Below are 16,808 nucleotides of genomic sequence, written 5' to 3'. Positions count from 1 at the left end.
ACCCGAAAGGCCCGGAAACGGGATGAACGAGGCCGCCGGACCCGCCCGGCGGCTTTTGCGTCAGTACCCGCAGGACCGCAGCTGGGCCTCGTATTTCTGGGCAATGCCGGCGGAGCGCTGCGCCGCCTTCCTGGCGGTCTGCGAGAAGCTGCCGCGCGCATAGCCCGCGTGGCCGGAATAATAGGCGAGGTAAAGGTTGTAGGTGTCGTTGCGCGGGATGCCGTTCTTGACGCTGCTACGGTTGTGATACCAGCCGACGAAGTGGATGGCATCGCCGAAATCGGTGCGGCGCGCCGACCAGCGTCCGGTGGAGCGCTGGTATTCCAGCCAGGTGCCGTCGAGCGCCTGGGCATAGCCGTAGGCGGTGGACTGGCGCTTCCACGGGATGAAGCCGAGCAGCTTGGTGCGGGGAGGGCGCGCGCGGGCACGGAAGCCGGATTCCGTATAGATCGTCGACATCAGGACCGGGACCGGAACCCCGAACTCCCGCTCGACCTTCCTGGCGTCTCGCGACCAGTTGTTGAACAGCCCATCCTTCTGCTCGAATACCGCACAGGCATTGTTGATCCGGCTCGGTGCCGATGCGCATGCGGACAGCAGCAACAGGAGCGCGATGGAGAACGCAATACGCATCGCTTAACCTCTCGTTTCGGAAGATTAATGGCGCCTAAAATTTAATGAAAAGTTTCGAGACCCGGCCGGCGGTCCGATCCGTTGCCGGCGGCGCGACTGTGCCAAGACTGGAAAAAATCCGATTTCCGTAAAATTGCATCTTTCCGCTTAAGCGCCCGGCAAAGGCGTTCGCCTATGGTGAAGGCACAGACGGCATGAGGCCCGCACATCCGAGATGACTTCGGAGCACCAGGCGAGACGGCGAAGAACGCCGTCCATCAGAACAGGGTTTCGAACATGCCGATGAAAACTCTTCTTGCCGCGGCATTCCTGGCCGCTCTCGTCTCCGGCGGCGCAGCTCAGGCGGCCGGCCCGGCCGGTTTTGCCCGCTCCTTCGCCTCGTCGCCCGCCGTCCGCTACGACATGGCGATGGCAGATCCGATCCGCTCGGCGGTCGAGCCGCAGAGCGCGCCGACCCTTACCCGGTCGCGCGCCATCGAGCTTTCGCGCGTCAACCGCCTCGTCAACACGGCCGTCCGCGGCCTCGACAGCTACCTCGAAGGTTTCGCGCCGGACCTCGGCGACACCGTCGCAGACCGCTGCCACGACTGCGCCGACCTGAAGCGCGACCGTCTGGTCGCCCTCGGCTGGCCGGCAGGTTCGCTGAAGATCTCCTATGCCCTGACCGGCGAGGGCAAGGTGGAGCGGGTCCTGGTCGTCGCGACCGACCGCGGCCAGGTCATCCTCGGCGAACGGCTGACGATGGTCGGCAAGCGTGCCACGGCGGACACCCGTTCGTCCGCAAGCGCCCGCCCGATGGGCGCCGCCGGCCGCGCATACGCCGACATCTGATCTTCGCGGAGACAGTCTTTTCCGCACCCGCCTTCCTCAAGGGGAGGCGGGTTTTCCCTTTTCGGCAATGGCGATGCCGCCGAGCGCCAGCACGAGGGCGGCGACGTGGAAGAACTGCAGGTCCTCGCCGATGATCGCCACCGACAGCAGCGTCCCGAAGACGGGAATGAGGTTGATGAAGAGGCTGGCTCGGTTGGGGCCGATGCCTTCGACGCCCTTGATATAGAGGACCTGGGCGAGCAGCGAGGCAAAGAGCGCCGTGTAGAGGACGATCACCCAGCCGCGCGTATCCGGCCAGATCGTTGCGTCGGCGGCATGTTCCCAGAGGACGAGCGGAACGGTGGTCAGAAGCGCGAAGAGCGCCGGGATGGCCATCAGCGTGCGCCAGTCGATGGCCGGCTTCCAGCGCAGCGAAACGGTGTAGACCGCATAGGCGACGACGGCGATCAGCATCAGGGCGTCGCCGAAATTGACCGTGAGGTTCAGGAGGCTCGCGAGGTCGCCGTTCGATGCCGTCAGCGCGACGCCGAGGAGGGTGAGGGAGAAGCCGAACACCTGGGCCAGCGATACCCGCGTCCTGAACAGGATGAAATTGATCAGGAAGATCAGCATCGGAATGCCGGCCTGCTCGATCGCGACGTTGATGGCGGTCGTGTATTTCAGCGCCGTATAGAGGACCGCGTTGAAGGTCGTGTAGCCGACGACGCCGTAGAAGATCAGGATCGGCAGCCGTTTGCGGACGACCGGCCAGTCCTTCCTCAACTGCGGCACGGAAATGGCGAAGATGATCGCGACGGCGAAGGCCCAGCGCCAGAAAGTCAGCATCATCGGGCTGACATGGCCCACCGCAAGCTTGCCGGCCACGGCGTTGCCGCCCCATGACAGCGTGGCGATCACGAGACACAGATAGGCCGTTTTGTGCAAGATCATCTCCGTGGGGGAGGGGGTGGAGGCCGCAATCGACGTCCGCAGATAGACCGCAGTCCCCCGTTTTGTCACGCAAAAACCTCTTTTGCGGTCACAAACAGATCGCAATCCTTGAAACGAGGTCTTATAGATGCGCCGGTTTGAGTTGGCGCATGGAATGCGCGAAAACAGGAAAAGCAAAAGATGACGAACGTCGTGGTAGTCGGCTCCCAGTGGGGTGACGAGGGCAAGGGCAAGATCGTGGACTGGCTGTCGGAGCGCGCGGACATCGTCGTGCGCTTCCAGGGTGGACACAATGCCGGTCATACGCTCGTCATCGACGGCGTCAGCTACAAGCTGTCGCTGCTGCCCTCCGGCGTCGTGCGGCCCGGCAAGATGGCCGTCATCGGCAACGGCGTTGTGGTCGATCCGCATGCGCTGATCGCCGAGATCGACAAGCTCGGCAAGCAGGGCGTGACGATCACCCCCGACAATCTCCGCATCGCCGACAACGCCACCCTCATCCTGTCGCTCCACCGGGAGCTTGACGGGATGCGCGAGGACGCGGCCTCCAACACCGGGACGAAGATCGGCACCACCCGCCGCGGCATCGGCCCGGCCTACGAGGACAAGGTCGGCCGTCGGGCGATCCGCGTCATGGATCTCGCCGATCTTGATACGCTCGGGGGCAAGGTGGATCGCATCCTGACCCACCACAATGCCATCCGCCGCGGGCTCGGCGCGCCGGAAGTTTCCCATGAGGCGATCATGGAGGAACTGACCTCGGTCGCCGACCGCGTTCTGCCGTTCCGCGAGACGGTCTGGCTGCTTCTCGACAAGGAGCGCCGCAAGGGTGCCCGCATCCTGTTCGAAGGGGCGCAGGGCTCGCTGCTCGACATCGACCACGGCACCTATCCGTTCGTGACCTCGTCCAACACGGTCGCGGGCCAGGCCGCCGCCGGTTCGGGCATGGGCCCGGGCACGCTCGGCTATATCCTCGGCATCACCAAGGCCTACACGACCCGCGTCGGCGAGGGCCCGTTCCCGACCGAGCTCAACGACGAGATCGGCCAGTTCCTGGGCGAGAAGGGCCATGAGTTCGGCACCGTCACTGGCCGCAAGCGCCGCTGCGGATGGTTCGACGCCGCGCTGGTGCGCCAGTCGGTCGCGACCAACGGCATTACCGGCATCGCGCTGACCAAGCTCGATGTCCTCGACGGCCTCGACGAACTGAAGATTTGCGTCGGCTACAAGCTCGACGGCCAGGAGATCGACCACCTCCCCGCCAGCCAGGCGGCGCAGGCCCGCGTCGAGCCGGTCTACATCACCCTGGAGGGCTGGAAGGAATCGACAGTCGGCGCGCGCAAGTGGGCGGATCTGCCGGCTCAGGCGATCAAGTATGTTCGCCAGGTGGAAGAGTTGATTGGCGCGCCTGTCGCCCTACTTTCCACGAGCCCGGAACGCGAGGATACGATACTTGTGACCGATCCCTTTGAGGATTAAAGTTTCCGTCCGGTTATCGTTACCAGCCGGTTAATCGACCGGTGACCATGAGAAAGTGCTGATGGCAGATTTTGTAGCGGTTATCCGCCGAGCTGTGGATGGTCTGGCGAAGAACACGCCGGAAATGCGCGCCAAGGTATACGACAAGGCACGCGCGGCGGTTCGGCGGCAACTCGAGAACATGAAGCCGACGCCTTCCGAGGACTTGATCCTCAGGCAGATGGGCAAGCTTGAGGCGGCGATCGAATCGGTCGAGGCGGAGCATGCCGAGGCATTGCCGGCGGATGCTCCCGCGGTCGCGCCGGTCGTTGCCGCGCCCGATGTCGGTTATGAACAGGAGCCGGTGGCCGAGCAGCCGCCGGCCCCGGAGGCCGTGGCCGAACCGGCACCGCCGGTGGCGTCCGACGCGGAATGGCAGCATCACGAGGCTGCCCCCGTACAGGCCGAGACCGCCGAGGACTATCGCGGCGATCATCCGGAAAGGGCGGACGAGCCCCATCAGGCCGACCACGGCTATGTCGAGCCGGCCCATGAGGCCGTCGTCGAAGCCTATCCGGAAGACACTGCCCCGGCGCAGGAGCCGGACTACCCGGCGCCGAGCGTGCATGGTGCCGAGGGCTTCGAGCCTGTCGGCGAAACGTGGCCGCGCGATCCCGATGCGCCGTCCGAGGGCGAGCATCACCAGGCATATTCCGAGCACCCGGGCGAGGTGGAGGAGCCGCGGCATGTCGAAGCCGACGTCCAGCCCGCCACCTGGCCGGAACAGGACGCCGCCTATCTGTCCCACGAGCAGCACCCGGCGGATGTAGTTTCGCCGGAGCCCGTCTCCGCGAGCCCGCCCGTGGAAGAGGAAACGGGTTGGCATCCCGAGGAAGTCCAGCCGTCCGCCCCCGCAGCCGGGGACGAGTGGACCTGGCCGCCGGAGGAACCCCGCAGGGAAGCCGCCGCCTGGGACAGGCCGGAGACTTTCGAAACCACCAGCGCGCCCGCGGAAGGTTCCCACGATCATCAGCCGTCGGTCGAGCCGGTCGAGGCCCATTTCGGCGAGGAGACCCATGTTTCCGCCGATTCCGTCCGGATGCCGTCGATCGCCGAATTCCCCGAGGTGGGCGAGACAGGGCACGTTGATCCGGCCCGGCCCGAAGGCGAGGCTGCCTACGCAGCCTATGCGTCCGATCCGGCGCCGCGGCAGAACGGGGGCGATCCCTGGACCGACCTCGAGGAACTGATCGGCTACAACAAGGACGCGCTTCCTGCCTCGACCGCCGCCGCCATCGGTGCGGGCAGCGGGGAGGAGATGGTTCCGCCTCCGCCCCGCACCTATCGCGTGGCACCGAAGAAGCGGAACTATACGGCTCCGATCCTCGCCGTGATCGCCTTCCTGATCGTCGCGGCGGGCGCCTATGCGCTGTGGATCAACCGGGACGAGATCATCGGTGACGCAGGCGTGCCGAACACGTCGGATACCGCAACCGGCCAGGCGGCGGGCGATGCCGCTCCGGCAGCCGGCGCCGCAGGTACCGCGGATGCGACGGCTCCGGCGCAGGCAACGGCCCCGCAGGCCGACGCGACCGCCGGGGCGAGCGAAGACGGTGTCTCCGCCGATGCGAAGTTCACCCAGCGGCTCCTGGCCGACGGCACCGAGGTCGATGACGGCCCGGCGGCCGGCGGCCCGACCGGCGAGGGGCAGTCGGTGGCACAGCTGAACGCACCGCCGGCCGCGCCTGCGCAGGCGGGTGCCGCTCCGGAGGCGGCGCCGACCGAACCCGCAGCCACCCCCGCCGACGCGGCCGCGCTCGCCGGCGAGAAGATGTTCCTCTACGAGGAGCGTCTCGGCCAGACGGCGCCGACGGCGATCGAAGGTGCCGTATCCTGGAGCCTCCAGCAGGAAGCCGGCCAGGACGGCAGGCAGGAGCCTGTTGTGCAGGGACGCATCAACGTTCCCGGCCGCGGCCTGACGGCGCTGATGACGTTCAAGCGCAATACCGATCCCTCGCTTCCCGCAAGCCATCTGGTCGAGATCGTCTTTGCGGTGCCGGCCGGTTTCGAGGGCGGTGCGATCGACAGCGTCCAGCGGATCGCAATGAAGCAGACGGAGCAGGATCGCGGGGATTCCCTGATCGCCGTACCGGCGAAGATCACCGACGACTTCCACATGATCGCGCTGAACGACTTCCCGGACGCCCGGGCGACGAATATCGAGCTCATGCGGTCGCGCAACTGGATCGATATCCCGCTGTCCTACCGCAACGGCCGTCGCGCGCTCCTGACCCTGCAGAAGGGTCCGGCCGGGACGGAGGCCTTCAACGAGGCGATCCGCGAGTGGGGTGCCCTGAACGGCGGCACCAACGGAACCACGCCGCCGCCCCCGACCGGCCAGTAAGGCCGGCAGAGGGCCCAGCGAGGCGGGCCAGCAGAATGACAAAGGGCCGGCGGAGTGATCCGCCGGCCCTTTGTCTTGTGGTTCTAAAGAACGTCAGCCTATCAGGCGTCGACCACCCGCAGCGCATTGGCTTGCGCCAGCGCCTCGTTCTGGACGGCTTCCTGAACCTTCTCGAAGGCGCGAACCTCGATCTGGCGCACGCGTTCGCGGCTGATGTCGAATTCGCTCGACAGTTCCTCCAGCGTGATCGGATCGTCGGCAAGGCGGCGGGCCTGGAAGATGCGGCGTTCGCGATCGTTGAGGACGCTCATCGCCTTGGCGAGCATGCGCCGACGGGTTTCCAGTTCGTCCTGCTCGATCAACACGTCTTCCTGGCTCTCGTGGTCGTCCACGAGCCAGTCCTGCCACTGTCCGGATTCGCCTTCCGTGGCGCGGATCGGTGCGTTCAGCGATGCATCGCCGGAAAGCCGGCGGTTCATCGAGACGACCTCCTCCTCGGAGACGTTCAGCCTGGTGGCGATCTCCGCCACCTGCTCGGGCTTCAGGTCGCCTTCCTCGATCGCCTGCAGGCGGCCCTTGAGCCGGCGCAGGTTGAAGAACAGCCGCTTCTGGTTGGCTGTGGTGCCCATCTTCACGAGCGACCACGAGCGCAGGATGTATTCCTGGATCGAGGCCTTGATCCACCACATGGCATAGGTTGCGAGACGGAAGCCGCGTTCGGGATCGAACTTCTTGACGGCCTGCATCAGGCCGACATTGCCTTCCGAGACAACCTCGCCGATGGGCAGGCCATAGCCGCGATAGCCCATGGCGATCTTCGCCACGAGGCGAAGATGGCTCGTCACCAGTTGATGTGCGGCGTCGCGATCCCCATGTTCGGCATAACGCTTGGCGAGCATGTATTCCTGCTGCGGCTCAAGCATCGGAAACTTGCGGATCTCGTCGAGATAGCGATTGAGACCGGCTTCGCCGGCCGTGATCGACGGCAGTGTGTTGCGGGCCATAAAGCACCCCCTTCTGATCGATTTCTCCTGGCTCCCTCTTCACGAGCGACAGGCGCTGAGGCGAGCCAAACGGCGCGGATCATTTCCGATCCCACACCGACCCAGATGACAGATAAGTACGGCGGAACATTGATGCAAGCAGCGGGGCAGCATCACTTAAACGTTATTTCATTACATTTCTGTAATGTATGTTCGCCGGTGTGTTCGTGGAGTCTAACTCTGAAGCGCCACGATGAGTTCCTGCATGTCTTCGGGCATCGGAGCCTCGAATTCCATGACCTCGCCGGTGCGCGGGTGCTCGAATGCGAGCAGGAAGGCGTGCAGGGCCTGGCGGTGGAAACGGCCGGCGACGGTTCTCGCAGGCTCCGGCAGCAGGTTGATCTTGGTGCGGAAGCCGGCGCTGTAGTCGGGATCGCCGAGAAGCGGGCAGCCGATATGGGCCATGTGGACACGGATCTGGTGGGTGCGCCCGGTTTCCAGTCGGCACTCGACCAGGGAGGCGAGGGCGGTGGCATCCAGCTTCTCGTGAAAGCGCTCGACCACCTCGTAATGGGTGATCGCTTCGCGGGCGTCGTCGCTCCCCTCCCGCTTGACGGCACGCTTGGTGCGGTCTCCCCCGCGGCCGAGCGGCGCGTCGATGGTTCCCTTCAACTGCTTGGGCCGTCCCCAGACGATCGCCTGGTAGGCCCGTTCCAGCGGCCCGGTGCGGCCGTGATCGGCAAACTGCGCGGCGAGATGGCGGTGGGCGACGTCGTTCTTGGCGGCGACCAGCACGCCGCTCGTATCCTTGTCCAGCCGATGGACGATGCCGGGCCGGCGCACGCCGCCGATGCCGGAGAGGCTTTCGCCGCAATGATGGATGAGCGCGTTGACCAAGGTCCCGGTCCAGTTTCCGGCACCCGGATGGACGACCAGGCCGGCGGGCTTGACGATGACGATGACGTCCGCGTCCTCGTAGAGCACGTCGAGGGGGATATCCTCGCCCTGCGGTTCCGGATCTTCCGGTTCCGGCAGGACGATCTCCACCGGATCGCCCGGCGCGACCTTCCGCTTCGGCTCCGTGCAGACGCTCCCCTTCAGCGAGACGGCTCCCTGCTCGATCAGCGCCTTGATGCGGCTGCGGGAGAACTCGCCCTCAAGCGCCGTCGCAAGCCAGGCATCCAGCCGGCCCTCGGCGCCTTCGTCGGCGACGAGCACTTTCCTTGGCGCGTCGGCTTGTTTAAAGGGATCGTTCATTCAAGGTAATCCGATAGCAGCGAGGACGTTCAGCAATGGCCCATCCTGATCCCGAGGAACAGGAAGAACCGCTTGATCCGGCGATGGAAAGGATCCGCCGGAAGATGGTGCTTCTGCAACTCGTCTCGGGCGGCATTTTGTTCGTCTGCTTTATGGCGGTCCTCGCCGCGGTTGTCTACAAGGTCGCGCAGCGTCCCGACGAGGCCCCGGTGGCCGCGTCCGGCTTCGCGGTACCGTCCGACCAGCCGCTGACGTCGTCGGTCGATCTTCCCGCAGGCTTCGAGGTGCGTTCGGTATCCATGTCCGGCTCGCAGCTGCTCTTCTACGGCAGCGTGGCGGGCGTGCAGAAGGCGCTGGTCTACGACCTTTCGCTCGGCCGGCTCGTCGCCGACGTGTCCATAGGCAATGCACCCTGACCCGTGACCGCTGACCGCCCTCTCATCCGCATCAGCGATCCCGACGACGGGCGGATCGCCGAGTTCCGCAACATCCGGGAGCGCGACCTTACCGGTCGCGACCACCGGTTCATTGCCGAAGGCACGGTCGTGCTGCGGATGCTGGCGGCCGCGCATGCCCGGGCAGGGGATTTCGCGGCGGAGAAGATCCTGCTCCTGGAGAACCGGGTGGCAGGGCTTTCAGCGGAACTGTCGGCCTTTCCCGCCGACGTGCCCGTCTATGTCGCCTCGGCCGAGGTCCTCGACGCGATCGCCGGCTTCCACCTCCACCGCGGCGTGCTCGCCCTCGGGCGGCACCTGCGGCAGGCAGGGCCGGCGGAACTCCTGGAGAGCCTGCCGGAGCGCGCCCTCGTGGTCGCGGCCTGCGGGATTTCCAACCATGACAATATAGGTGCGATGTTCCGCAATGCCGCGGCCTTCGGCGCCGATGCGGTGCTTCTGGACGAGACCTGCTGCGACCCGCTCTACCGCAAGTCGCTGCGGGTTTCCGTCGGCGCTGTGCTCAAGGTGCCCTATGCACGGGGCGGGACGATAGAGGCCAATCTCTCGGCCCTCGTGGATGCGGGTTTTCACGTCTGGGCCTTGTCCCCCTCGGGCTCGACCGATGTGCGGGACATCCCCGTCAGCGCGCGCGTCGCGCTTGCGACGGGAACCGAGGGCGAGGGATTGCCGCAGGACGTGCTTGACCGGTTCGATACGGCGAGGATTGGCCAGGCGCCGGGGCTCGACAGCCTCAATGCGGCGACGGCGACGGCCGTGGCGCTCTACCAGATCGCTGTCGGGCAGGGCCGGATCTAGGTCAGCCGGCGGCCTCGTGGGCAAGGCCGATCGCCGCGGAGGCACGGGCGGCAAGGCTTTCCCGCCCGGCCGAGGAGGCGGATTGCGCGCCGGACAGGATCGGCAGGATCGGCGAATTCTTTCCTTCGGCCTTGGCGGTGAGCGCCACCATGGTCGCGGCGATGACGGCGAGCTCGTCCCGCAGGGCTTCGTCATGGACGTCGGAGCCCGCCTTCAGCAAACGGTCCGAAAGCGCCCTGGCGCGGTTGTGGACCTCGTCGGCGAGGGCCGACAGCTCCGGCGAGGCCGCAATCCTCTCCGAAATCGCCGCGCTCCCGCCCTGCTTCGCCTCGGCCAGTTCGACGACTTCGGTCGCGTCGCCCCGGGGTGGCGACACATTCCTCAGGGCGATGCCGGCGGCCTTGCCGGATGTCTTCGAAATCCGGGAGACCTCACGCGTCTCCGCGCCGGAATTCCTGAGCTTCTCCTTGAGAAGGTCGATTTCCTGGAGACGTCGTTCCAGCGCGTTCTCCTTGTCGGTGCGCGCGGCGATCTCGCGGGAAAGCTTGTCCTCGAGGCGCATGGCGCGGTGCTCCTCCTGGGAAAGCCGCGTTTCCGCGTCCTTTGCCCGGGACGTCTGCATCTTGATGTCCGCCCGCAGCGCGTCGCGCTCGTCCCGAAGGGCGCTGATGCGGAACTTCAGGTTCTCGATCTCGGTATCGCGCGCCATGAGGTCGATGCGCAGTCCGTCGAGGTCGCTCGTCAGCCTTGCGACCTGTCCCTCGAGCTGGTCGATCTCGATGCCCTTTGCCGCATCGGCCTCCTCGGCTGCCTCGACGGCCGCCTTCAGCTGCCGGATGTAGCTGTCTTCCTGGCGAAGGCGCGAACGCAGGTCCGCCGCCTCGACGTCCATGTCGTTGATCTGCATCTGGAGGTCGTGGTTCTCCGCCTGGAGCCTGCGCGCCTCGTCGGCCAGCGTCTCGTAACGCAGCTTGAGGGCGAGCGACCTGTCGCGTTCGTCTACGAGTTCCTGCTTGGCGCGGGCGTTCTCGGCGGCGTAAACGGCGCGCGCCATGTCGCGCTGGGCGCGGACCTCTTCCGGGCTGATCGGCAGCGTCGCCTTGAGGCGGTTTTCCGTGTAGCGGACGATCCGGCCATGAATGGCGGGGGCTACGAGCATCGCCAGCAGTGCTGCGGTCAGGAAACCCAAGCCGAAGAGAAGGGCGAACTGGATCACGATGGAACGGTCCCGCTGGCTTGGATGGATGGAGAAGGTGCCACGCCTTTAAGCATAACCCCCGTCCGCCCGCAAGCGCGCGGCGCGCCCCGGAATGCTCTGCCCTGCATGAAGTCCCTCCCTTTCGCCGGGTGGGATAATCGCCTGGATCAGAATGGGTTCCACGTTGGCGTGCGCGTCAGCTTCAGGTAGCCGACATTGATGCCGAGGCGGGCGCCGACGCCCGTGCGGATCGGCACGAGGACGACGTCGTTGTTGCGCATCACGGTCATGCCGACGCCGGCGACGACGAAGGCGGAGCCGGATACGCCGCCGAAGCGGGCATAGAGGGCGTCGATGGACGGCAGGTCGTAGACGAGCATCATGGCGCGCGAGCCCTGGCCGCCGTAGTCAATGCCGAGCGAGGGCCCCTGCCAGAAGACCGGGTGCTGGCCGGCATTTTTCGTATAGAGTTCGCCCTCGCCATAGGTCAGGCCGGCGATGAAGGCGCCGGAACCCTCCTGGCCGAGGATATAGCCGTTCGGCAGGCCGTACTGCTCGAAAGCCCTCTCGACCACCTTCGCCAGGCCGCCGCTCGTGTTGCCGAAGAAGCTGTGGCCAGCATCGATGACTTCCTGCGCCGTGTACTGGCTGCTGTTCTGGGCCGTGGCCGGACGAACGGCGGCTGCCGTGGCCATCACGAGCAGGGTGAGCATCGTCGCGGCAAGGCGGGCTGGAAGGGTGGTCTCATAAAGGCGCATCGATCGGTCCGTCTTGTTTGTCGGTACGGGGTGCGGTTTTCCTATACTGGGTGAAGGGGTCTTAACAATCGGTTTACCAAATATGTTGTCATTATGGCCGCGCCCGCGCCATGTTCGCGCAACCTTGCTGCGGCATTAGCACTGGCAGGACAAGCATCAGGAGAAAAATATGCCCAGGAACCCGAATCTCACCCTCGAAGGGCCGGATCTTGCGGCGCTCCTGTGCAGTCGCGTCTGTCACGACGTGATCTCGCCGGTCGGCGCGATCAACAACGGGCTGGAACTTCTCGACGAGGGCGCATCCGACGCCGACGCGCTGGACCTGATCCGCACCTCGGCGCTCAACGCCGCCGTACGCCTCAAGTTCGCGCGGCTTGCCTTCGGCGCATCCGGCTCCGTCGGCGCCTCCATCGACACGGGCGAGGCGGAGAAGGCGGCGAAGGACTTCGCTTCCGCCGAGAAGAAGACCGAGGTGACCTGGAGCGGCCCGCGGGCGATCGTCGCCAAGAACCGCGTCAAGCTGCTGCTGAACCTCTTCCTGGTGGCCTATGGCGGCATTCCGCGCGGCGGCTCCGTCGACGTCACGCTCGAAAACCCGGAATACGACGCGAAGTTCGTCATCACCATCAAGGGCCGGATGATGCGGGTGCCGGCTAAGTTCGTCGAGATCGCCGAGGGCACGCTCTCCGAGCCGGTCGACGCGCACTCGATCCAGCCCTACTACACCGTGCTCCTCGCCGAGGAATGCGGCATGGATCTGCGCCACGTGGTCTCCGAGGAAAAGATCGTCTTCATCGCGGAAACCCGCCCGGCCTGATCACGCTCCAGAGCCGGTTCCCGGCTCCCTGAAAGCCCCGATTTTCCAGGTAACCATTCCTTAGAGGCATGGACATATGCTCGCGCTTGTCCCTGCCTCCAAGGCGGGGTGGTGCAGGGGGAGTTTTGGTCAATGCAGCGCCTGATGATCGCCGATGGTTCCGATGTCGTCCGCAAGGTCGGAAAGCGTATCCTGTCGGAACTGGGGTTCGTGGTCGTCGAGGCGGCGAGCGCGGGTGAGGCGATCAGCCGCTGCCAGGCCGAACTGCCGGCCTTTCTCATCGTCGACGCCGCCATGGACGGCGCCCTTGACGTCATCCACGCCGTCCGGGAACTGCCGAACGGCAAGACCGTCCGCATTTTCTACTGCGTCATCGAGGCGGACCTCAAGAAGATGATGCTCGGCAAGCGGGCAGGCGCCACCGACTTCCTGCTCAAGCCCTTCGACCGCAAGATCCTCACCTCGGTCTTCGGTGGCCTCTCGGTCGCCGCCTGACGATCCTTTCCGGACAAGCTCTTCGCGGGCTGGCGCCAATGGCGCAGCCTCTCTTCCCGCCACGCCTGCCGAGCGGATACGAAAACGCCCGCGGCAGGCGCGGGCGTGAAATCAATCCAGTCCGATATGGCCCGATCAGGCGCTTTCGGCGTAGTCGTTGCCTTCCGGCTCGCGCAGCACGTAGCCGCGGCCCCAGACGGTCTCGATGTAGTTGGCGCCGCCGGCCGCATTGGCGAGCTTCTTGCGAAGCTTGCAGATGAAGACGTCGATGATCTTCAGTTCCGGCTCGTCCATGCCGCCATAGAGGTGGTTGAGGAACATTTCCTTCGTCAGCGTGGTACCCTTGCGGAGCGAGAGCAGCTCCAGCATCTGGTATTCCTTGCCGGTGAGGTGAACGCGCTGGCCGCCTACTTCAACCGTCTTGGCGTCCAGGTTGACGATGAGTTCGCCGGTGATGATGATCGACTGGGCGTGACCCTTCGAGCGGCGGACGATGGCGTGGATGCGGGCCACCAGTTCGTCCTTGTGGAAGGGCTTGGTCATGTAGTCGTCGGCGCCGAAGCCGAGGCCGCGCACCTTGTCCTCGATGCCGGCCATGCCGGAGAGGATGAGGATCGGCGTCTTGACCTTGGAAAGCCGCAGCGTGCGCAGCACCTCGTAACCCGACATGTCGGGGAGGTTCAGGTCGAGGAGAATGATATCGTAGTCGTAGAGCTTGCCGAGATCGACGCCTTCTTCGCCCAGGTCAGTCGTATAGACGTTGAAGCTTTCAGACTTCAGCATCAGTTCGATGCTCTGCGCTGTCGCGCTGTCATCTTCAATGAGTAGAACCCGCATGTTTTTCCCCTTTGCCGCCGCCCAGGCAGTCCGTGCCCCCTAAGCGAGACGGATCCAGCCGCGCCTGATTTGGAAGCTGCCACCAAATGGTTAACAAATTCTTATTGCCCCTGGCAAGGGGTGATGAATTTATTAAGCATAAAGCTCAGCCAACTGATTTCTCATCAGGATTGGTCATCGCCTGACTTGAATCTTTGCGTGAAGAAATCCCGCTAAGTGATTCATGCGACTCTCCATTGTCGCGTCCAGTTTTCGGCCTCGGCATTTACCGACCCTTAAATGATGACCGGTAGTGTTAATGATGCCCGTAAACGAAAGGTTAACGCGGAAGGAGTTCGGATTAACGCGACCGGATATTTTTGCCGGGAGTGTATCGATCCGGTTACAGGCGGGGTGCCGCTACCCACGGAGTATTGCGTATGAAGTCGCGTGACAGCCTAGTCCGCCTGAAGGAATTTCAGGTCAATGAAAAACGCCGTCAGCTGCAGCAGTTGCAGATGATGATGGCAGAGTTCGAACGCATGGCGAAGGAACTCGAGCACCAGATCGGCCTGGAGGAGAAGAAGTCGGGAATCACCGATCCGACCCATTTTGCCTACCCGACGTTCGCCAAGGCGGCGCGCCAGCGTGCCGATAACCTGCAGGTCTCGATACGAGAACTCAAGACGCAGCAGGAAGCCGCAGAACTGGCGGTCGAGGAAGCCCAGGCCGAGTTTGCAAGGGCGGCAGCGCTCGAGGAGCGCGACGGAGCGATGCGCGCCCGCGCCTGACATCCGTTCAGGACGGGATCTGCGAAGCCGCGGGCCGGGAGGCCACGCGGCCTTCGCCGTTTGAGCGAGGTCTCGCTTCGCGTTTCGTGGCGACGGTCAGCCGCTGATCACGTCTCGCCAGTCCGGGTGGCGGGCGACCTGCGCCTTGAAGAAGGGGCAGAGCGGGATGATCTTCCACTCTCCGCGCCGCGCGCCGTCCACGGCATAGGCGGCAAGCGCCTGGCCGACGCCCTTGCCGCGCAGGGCATCCGGCACGCCCGTATGGTCGATGATGATGAGTGTCGGCGACGTGCGGGAATAGGTCATCTCCGCCTCGTGCCCGTCGACCAGGGCGACATAGCGTCCGCCCGACCGACCTTCTTCCTGCCTGATGTCCATGGAAATCTCCCTTTGGCGGGAGGAGGCTAGAGCATCCGCGGAGAGCGGCCAAGGGTCAATGCGGTCCGCGTGGGCGGATGCTGAGGTCCGCACATGCCAAAAGGCGCCGCGGTGTGGTCTCCCGTTCGGCGCCTCTGCTGCAGGTGGTGCGGGTCGGAACTAGTGCCGGTACTGCTGGATACGCGTCGTCCGGAGGCCGGCAAGACCGTGATCGTTGATGGAGGACTGCCAGGAGAGGAACTCCTCGACGGTCAGCGTATAGCGTTCGCAGGCTTCTTCGAGGCTCAGCAGTCCGCCCCGAACCGCGGCGACCACCTCGGCCTTGCGGCGGATGACCCAGCGGCGGGTATTGGCCGGCGGCAGGTCGGCTATCGTCAGCGGACTGCCATCGGGGCCGATGACATACTTTACTCGGGGTCGTATCAATTCGGTCATGGAACTCTCTACACAAACACAAGACCACGAGCGGGAGCCTAGACCGGCAGTTTTAACATTTACCTAAATGTGGCGAAGCATTTGTTCCGGAGGCCGACGGCGGGCGAGAAAAGTCTCGCGCCGCCCGGGCAGGCCGGAAACCCTGCTTCCGGAGGCGGCGCCAGCCCCGCTCGCGTCCCGCGTGACTTGCCTTGCTGGCCTGACCGTCAGAGCAGGGCCACCGACAACTGGGTGCCGCCGTCACCCAGGGCGATCGTTGCGGTGCCGGTGTGGTGGAGGGAGAGGAGGTCGCCCGCCGCCAGTTCCATCACCGCGCTTGCCGACAGCGTGCCGGAAATACCGGACGGACCCGTGACGCGGAGCGCGGCCGGCGTGCCGTTCAATGCAAGGGCGACCGCATGCCCGGAACTGGCCGTGGTCGTGACCTGCAGGCAGGCGAGATAGGTGCCGCCCGCCGGTACCGTGACGGCGTTGCCGCCGCCGGGCATCGAGCCGCCAAGCGCGAAGCCGCCACGTTCGAGGCCGAAATGGGTGAACCCGCTCTGCTGCCCGCCGGTCGGGGAGGCGGTGGTGCCCGTCCTGTAGGCGCGCATCGCCGGCTGGCTCGGGCGTGCATGGCGTCCCTGCTCGTCGATCACCAGCGCCGTCTTCCACGTCGCGCCATCGCTGACCTTGATCGAGAAGGCGTTGTTGCCCGCAAGGCCGAGTTCGGCATGGCCCGTATAGCCTGTCTGGAAGAGCAGCGACCCGGTGTCGCCGGCGGCGGCCTTGTTGATCTTCAGGTGGTGGCCGCTGCCCGCGTGGTCGAAGAGCGAGGCCGGGGAGGAGACGGCGAGCCGGTTGGCGGCGTCGCCGTCGGCGTTGATGCCGAGCCTCTGGAACCTCGGCGAGGCGGGCAGGGCGGGGCGCCATTCGTTTTCCCAGAAGACAGCGAGGGTTTCGCTTGCGGCGAACCACGCCCGCCAGCCGGGGAGGGGTCGATGGAAGGTCCATCCGCCGTCCTGCCAGGCCGCGATCTGTCCGTCCCTGCCTGCCCATTCCATCGTCGCCGCCTCGCCGACGAGGTAGCAGATGCCCTCCTGTGGGCTCGGGGGCGGGGCAGTAATCTCGTCGCTGATGGTCAGTTGAACCAGTGCGTCGAGAACAAGCAGGGCCTCGTTGTGAGTTACGTGCTTCTGCGCCTGCGACGGGAGGATGAAGGGTATTTCGAGATTGCTGGAAAATTCCGCCATTGTCCTTGCTCCGCTGATGGCGGTTCAGAATATGCGCCGACCGGAGCGCGGGGATGATCAGCCTGCTAAGTATCTGTTTTCAGTATAGTGTCCGTGTAGAATCCTGCTGATCATCATTGCTGGTGAAGAGAGGCGAAAA

Annotated in this window: 18 protein-coding genes; 8 read left to right on the top strand and 10 right to left on the bottom strand. The window is 65.2% G+C overall.

Annotated elements, in window-relative coordinates; translation table 11 throughout:
- Positions 1-60 precede the first annotated feature (60 nt).
- Entirely contained in the window at positions 61-633 is a 573-nt protein-coding gene (locus tag ACWGPT_RS00295; protein WP_452603580.1) for a transglycosylase SLT domain-containing protein, read from the bottom strand.
- A gap of 282 nt (positions 634-915) precedes the next feature.
- Here ACWGPT_RS00295 and ACWGPT_RS00290 point away from each other — a divergent pair, with 282 nt between their 5' ends.
- Positions 916-1,464, top strand: coding sequence for a transglutaminase-like cysteine peptidase (locus ACWGPT_RS00290; RefSeq protein ID WP_452603579.1), 549 nt, complete (start codon positions 916-918; stop codon positions 1,462-1,464).
- 36 nt (positions 1,465-1,500) lie between these two features.
- On the opposite strand, the gene ACWGPT_RS00285 is transcribed toward ACWGPT_RS00290, so the two are convergent.
- Positions 1,501-2,388 (bottom strand): DMT family transporter, encoded by an 888-nt coding sequence (locus tag ACWGPT_RS00285; protein WP_452603578.1) that lies wholly within the window; start codon positions 2,386-2,388, stop codon positions 1,501-1,503.
- A 186-nt stretch (positions 2,389-2,574) separates the two neighbouring features.
- Between ACWGPT_RS00285 and ACWGPT_RS00280 the strand changes: the two genes are divergently transcribed.
- Together ACWGPT_RS00280 and ACWGPT_RS00275 are read left to right on the top strand one after the other, a co-directional pair.
- The gene (locus ACWGPT_RS00280) at positions 2,575-3,873 is read left to right on the top strand and encodes an adenylosuccinate synthase (protein ID WP_452603577.1); all 1,299 of its coding nucleotides are present in this window, start codon (positions 2,575-2,577) and stop codon (positions 3,871-3,873) included.
- Positions 3,874-3,934: 61 nt separating this feature from the next.
- Entirely contained in the window at positions 3,935-6,256 is a 2,322-nt protein-coding gene (locus ACWGPT_RS00275) for a hypothetical protein (protein WP_452603576.1), read from the top strand.
- Between the two features lie 101 nt (positions 6,257-6,357).
- On the opposite strand, the gene rpoH is transcribed toward ACWGPT_RS00275, so the two are convergent.
- Together rpoH and ACWGPT_RS00265 are read right to left on the bottom strand one after the other, a co-directional pair.
- Entirely contained in the window at positions 6,358-7,260 is a 903-nt protein-coding gene (gene rpoH / locus ACWGPT_RS00270; RefSeq protein WP_452603575.1) for an RNA polymerase sigma factor RpoH, read from the bottom strand.
- A gap of 213 nt (positions 7,261-7,473) precedes the next feature.
- Positions 7,474-8,496: an RluA family pseudouridine synthase gene (locus ACWGPT_RS00265; RefSeq protein WP_452603574.1), complete on the bottom strand. Its 1,023-nt coding sequence runs from the start codon at positions 8,494-8,496 to the stop codon at positions 7,474-7,476.
- A 35-nt stretch (positions 8,497-8,531) separates the two neighbouring features.
- Between ACWGPT_RS00265 and ACWGPT_RS00260 the strand changes: the two genes are divergently transcribed.
- Together ACWGPT_RS00260 and ACWGPT_RS00255 are read left to right on the top strand one after the other, a co-directional pair.
- On the top strand, positions 8,532-8,912 hold the full coding sequence (locus ACWGPT_RS00260) for a hypothetical protein (protein ID WP_452603573.1): 381 nt from the start codon (positions 8,532-8,534) through the stop codon (positions 8,910-8,912).
- Between the two features lie 3 nt (positions 8,913-8,915).
- A complete protein-coding gene (locus tag ACWGPT_RS00255) occupies positions 8,916-9,749 on the top strand; it encodes a TrmH family RNA methyltransferase (RefSeq protein ID WP_452603572.1) in 834 nt (277 codons plus the stop codon).
- Position 9,750: 1 nt separating this feature from the next.
- Here ACWGPT_RS00255 and ACWGPT_RS00250 read toward each other — a convergent pair whose 3' ends face one another.
- Together ACWGPT_RS00250 and ACWGPT_RS00245 are read right to left on the bottom strand one after the other, a co-directional pair.
- A complete protein-coding gene (locus ACWGPT_RS00250) occupies positions 9,751-10,965 on the bottom strand; it encodes a hypothetical protein (RefSeq protein WP_452603571.1) in 1,215 nt (404 codons plus the stop codon).
- A 149-nt stretch (positions 10,966-11,114) separates the two neighbouring features.
- Positions 11,115-11,660 carry a DUF1134 domain-containing protein gene (locus tag ACWGPT_RS00245; RefSeq protein ID WP_452604074.1) on the bottom strand — a complete coding sequence of 182 codons (546 nt, stop codon included), beginning with the start codon at positions 11,658-11,660 and terminating at the stop codon, positions 11,115-11,117.
- Between the two features lie 214 nt (positions 11,661-11,874).
- Here ACWGPT_RS00245 and chpT point away from each other — a divergent pair, with 214 nt between their 5' ends.
- Together chpT and ACWGPT_RS00235 are read left to right on the top strand one after the other, a co-directional pair.
- The gene (chpT, locus tag ACWGPT_RS00240; protein ID WP_452603570.1) at positions 11,875-12,522 is read left to right on the top strand and encodes a histidine phosphotransferase ChpT; all 648 of its coding nucleotides are present in this window, start codon (positions 11,875-11,877) and stop codon (positions 12,520-12,522) included.
- Positions 12,523-12,654: 132 nt separating this feature from the next.
- Entirely contained in the window at positions 12,655-13,017 is a 363-nt protein-coding gene (locus ACWGPT_RS00235; RefSeq protein WP_452603569.1) for a response regulator, read from the top strand.
- Positions 13,018-13,152: 135 nt separating this feature from the next.
- Here ACWGPT_RS00235 and ctrA read toward each other — a convergent pair whose 3' ends face one another.
- Complete coding sequence (gene ctrA, locus ACWGPT_RS00230; RefSeq protein WP_452603568.1) at positions 13,153-13,854, bottom strand: response regulator transcription factor CtrA; 702 nt, start codon at positions 13,852-13,854, stop codon at positions 13,153-13,155.
- A 419-nt stretch (positions 13,855-14,273) separates the two neighbouring features.
- On the opposite strand from ctrA, the gene ACWGPT_RS00225 reads away from it, so the two are divergent.
- Positions 14,274-14,624, top strand: coding sequence for a flagellar export protein FliJ (locus ACWGPT_RS00225; RefSeq protein ID WP_452603567.1), 351 nt, complete (start codon positions 14,274-14,276; stop codon positions 14,622-14,624).
- 96 nt (positions 14,625-14,720) lie between these two features.
- Here the strand turns inward: ACWGPT_RS00225 and ACWGPT_RS00220 are convergent, their stop codons facing one another.
- The 3 genes from ACWGPT_RS00220 to ACWGPT_RS00210 all read right to left on the bottom strand — a co-directional run bounded on the left by ACWGPT_RS00220 (position 14,721) and on the right by ACWGPT_RS00210 (position 16,669).
- Positions 14,721-15,002, bottom strand: coding sequence for a GNAT family N-acetyltransferase (locus ACWGPT_RS00220; RefSeq protein WP_452603566.1), 282 nt, complete (start codon positions 15,000-15,002; stop codon positions 14,721-14,723).
- A gap of 159 nt (positions 15,003-15,161) precedes the next feature.
- Positions 15,162-15,437 carry a CtrA inhibitor SciP gene (sciP, locus tag ACWGPT_RS00215; protein ID WP_007769470.1) on the bottom strand — a complete coding sequence of 92 codons (276 nt, stop codon included), beginning with the start codon at positions 15,435-15,437 and terminating at the stop codon, positions 15,162-15,164.
- Positions 15,438-15,643: 206 nt separating this feature from the next.
- Positions 15,644-16,669: a DUF2793 domain-containing protein gene (locus tag ACWGPT_RS00210; RefSeq protein ID WP_452603565.1), complete on the bottom strand. Its 1,026-nt coding sequence runs from the start codon at positions 16,667-16,669 to the stop codon at positions 15,644-15,646.
- Between the last annotated feature and the right edge of the window lie 139 nt (positions 16,670-16,808).

It is taken from the genome of Pseudorhizobium sp. NPDC055634 (assembly GCF_053618655.1).
Note: the sequence above shows the minus strand (reverse complement) of the source record. Positions and strands in the feature narration are given on the sequence as shown.

Coding starts and splice junctions, on each gene's coding strand:
- ACWGPT_RS00295 (WP_452603580.1), bottom strand. CDS start 633: ATGCGTATTGCGTTCTCCATCGCGCTCCTGTTGCTGCTGTCCGCATGC.
- ACWGPT_RS00290 (WP_452603579.1), top strand. CDS start 916: ATGAAAACTCTTCTTGCCGCGGCATTCCTGGCCGCTCTCGTCTCCGGC.
- ACWGPT_RS00280 (WP_452603577.1), top strand. CDS start 2,575: ATGACGAACGTCGTGGTAGTCGGCTCCCAGTGGGGTGACGAGGGCAAG.
- ACWGPT_RS00275 (WP_452603576.1), top strand. CDS start 3,935: ATGGCAGATTTTGTAGCGGTTATCCGCCGAGCTGTGGATGGTCTGGCG.
- rpoH (WP_452603575.1), bottom strand. CDS start 7,260: ATGGCCCGCAACACACTGCCGTCGATCACGGCCGGCGAAGCCGGTCTC.
- ACWGPT_RS00265 (WP_452603574.1), bottom strand. CDS start 8,496: ATGAACGATCCCTTTAAACAAGCCGACGCGCCAAGGAAAGTGCTCGTC.
- ACWGPT_RS00260 (WP_452603573.1), top strand. CDS start 8,532: ATGGCCCATCCTGATCCCGAGGAACAGGAAGAACCGCTTGATCCGGCG.
- ACWGPT_RS00245 (WP_452604074.1), bottom strand. CDS start 11,660: ATGCTCACCCTGCTCGTGATGGCCACGGCAGCCGCCGTTCGTCCGGCC.
- chpT (WP_452603570.1), top strand. CDS start 11,875: ATGCCCAGGAACCCGAATCTCACCCTCGAAGGGCCGGATCTTGCGGCG.
- ACWGPT_RS00235 (WP_452603569.1), top strand. CDS start 12,655: ATGCAGCGCCTGATGATCGCCGATGGTTCCGATGTCGTCCGCAAGGTC.
- ctrA (WP_452603568.1), bottom strand. CDS start 13,854: ATGCGGGTTCTACTCATTGAAGATGACAGCGCGACAGCGCAGAGCATC.
- ACWGPT_RS00225 (WP_452603567.1), top strand. CDS start 14,274: ATGAAGTCGCGTGACAGCCTAGTCCGCCTGAAGGAATTTCAGGTCAAT.
- ACWGPT_RS00220 (WP_452603566.1), bottom strand. CDS start 15,002: ATGGACATCAGGCAGGAAGAAGGTCGGTCGGGCGGACGCTATGTCGCC.
- sciP (WP_007769470.1), bottom strand. CDS start 15,437: ATGACCGAATTGATACGACCCCGAGTAAAGTATGTCATCGGCCCCGAT.
- ACWGPT_RS00210 (WP_452603565.1), bottom strand. CDS start 16,669: ATGGCGGAATTTTCCAGCAATCTCGAAATACCCTTCATCCTCCCGTCG.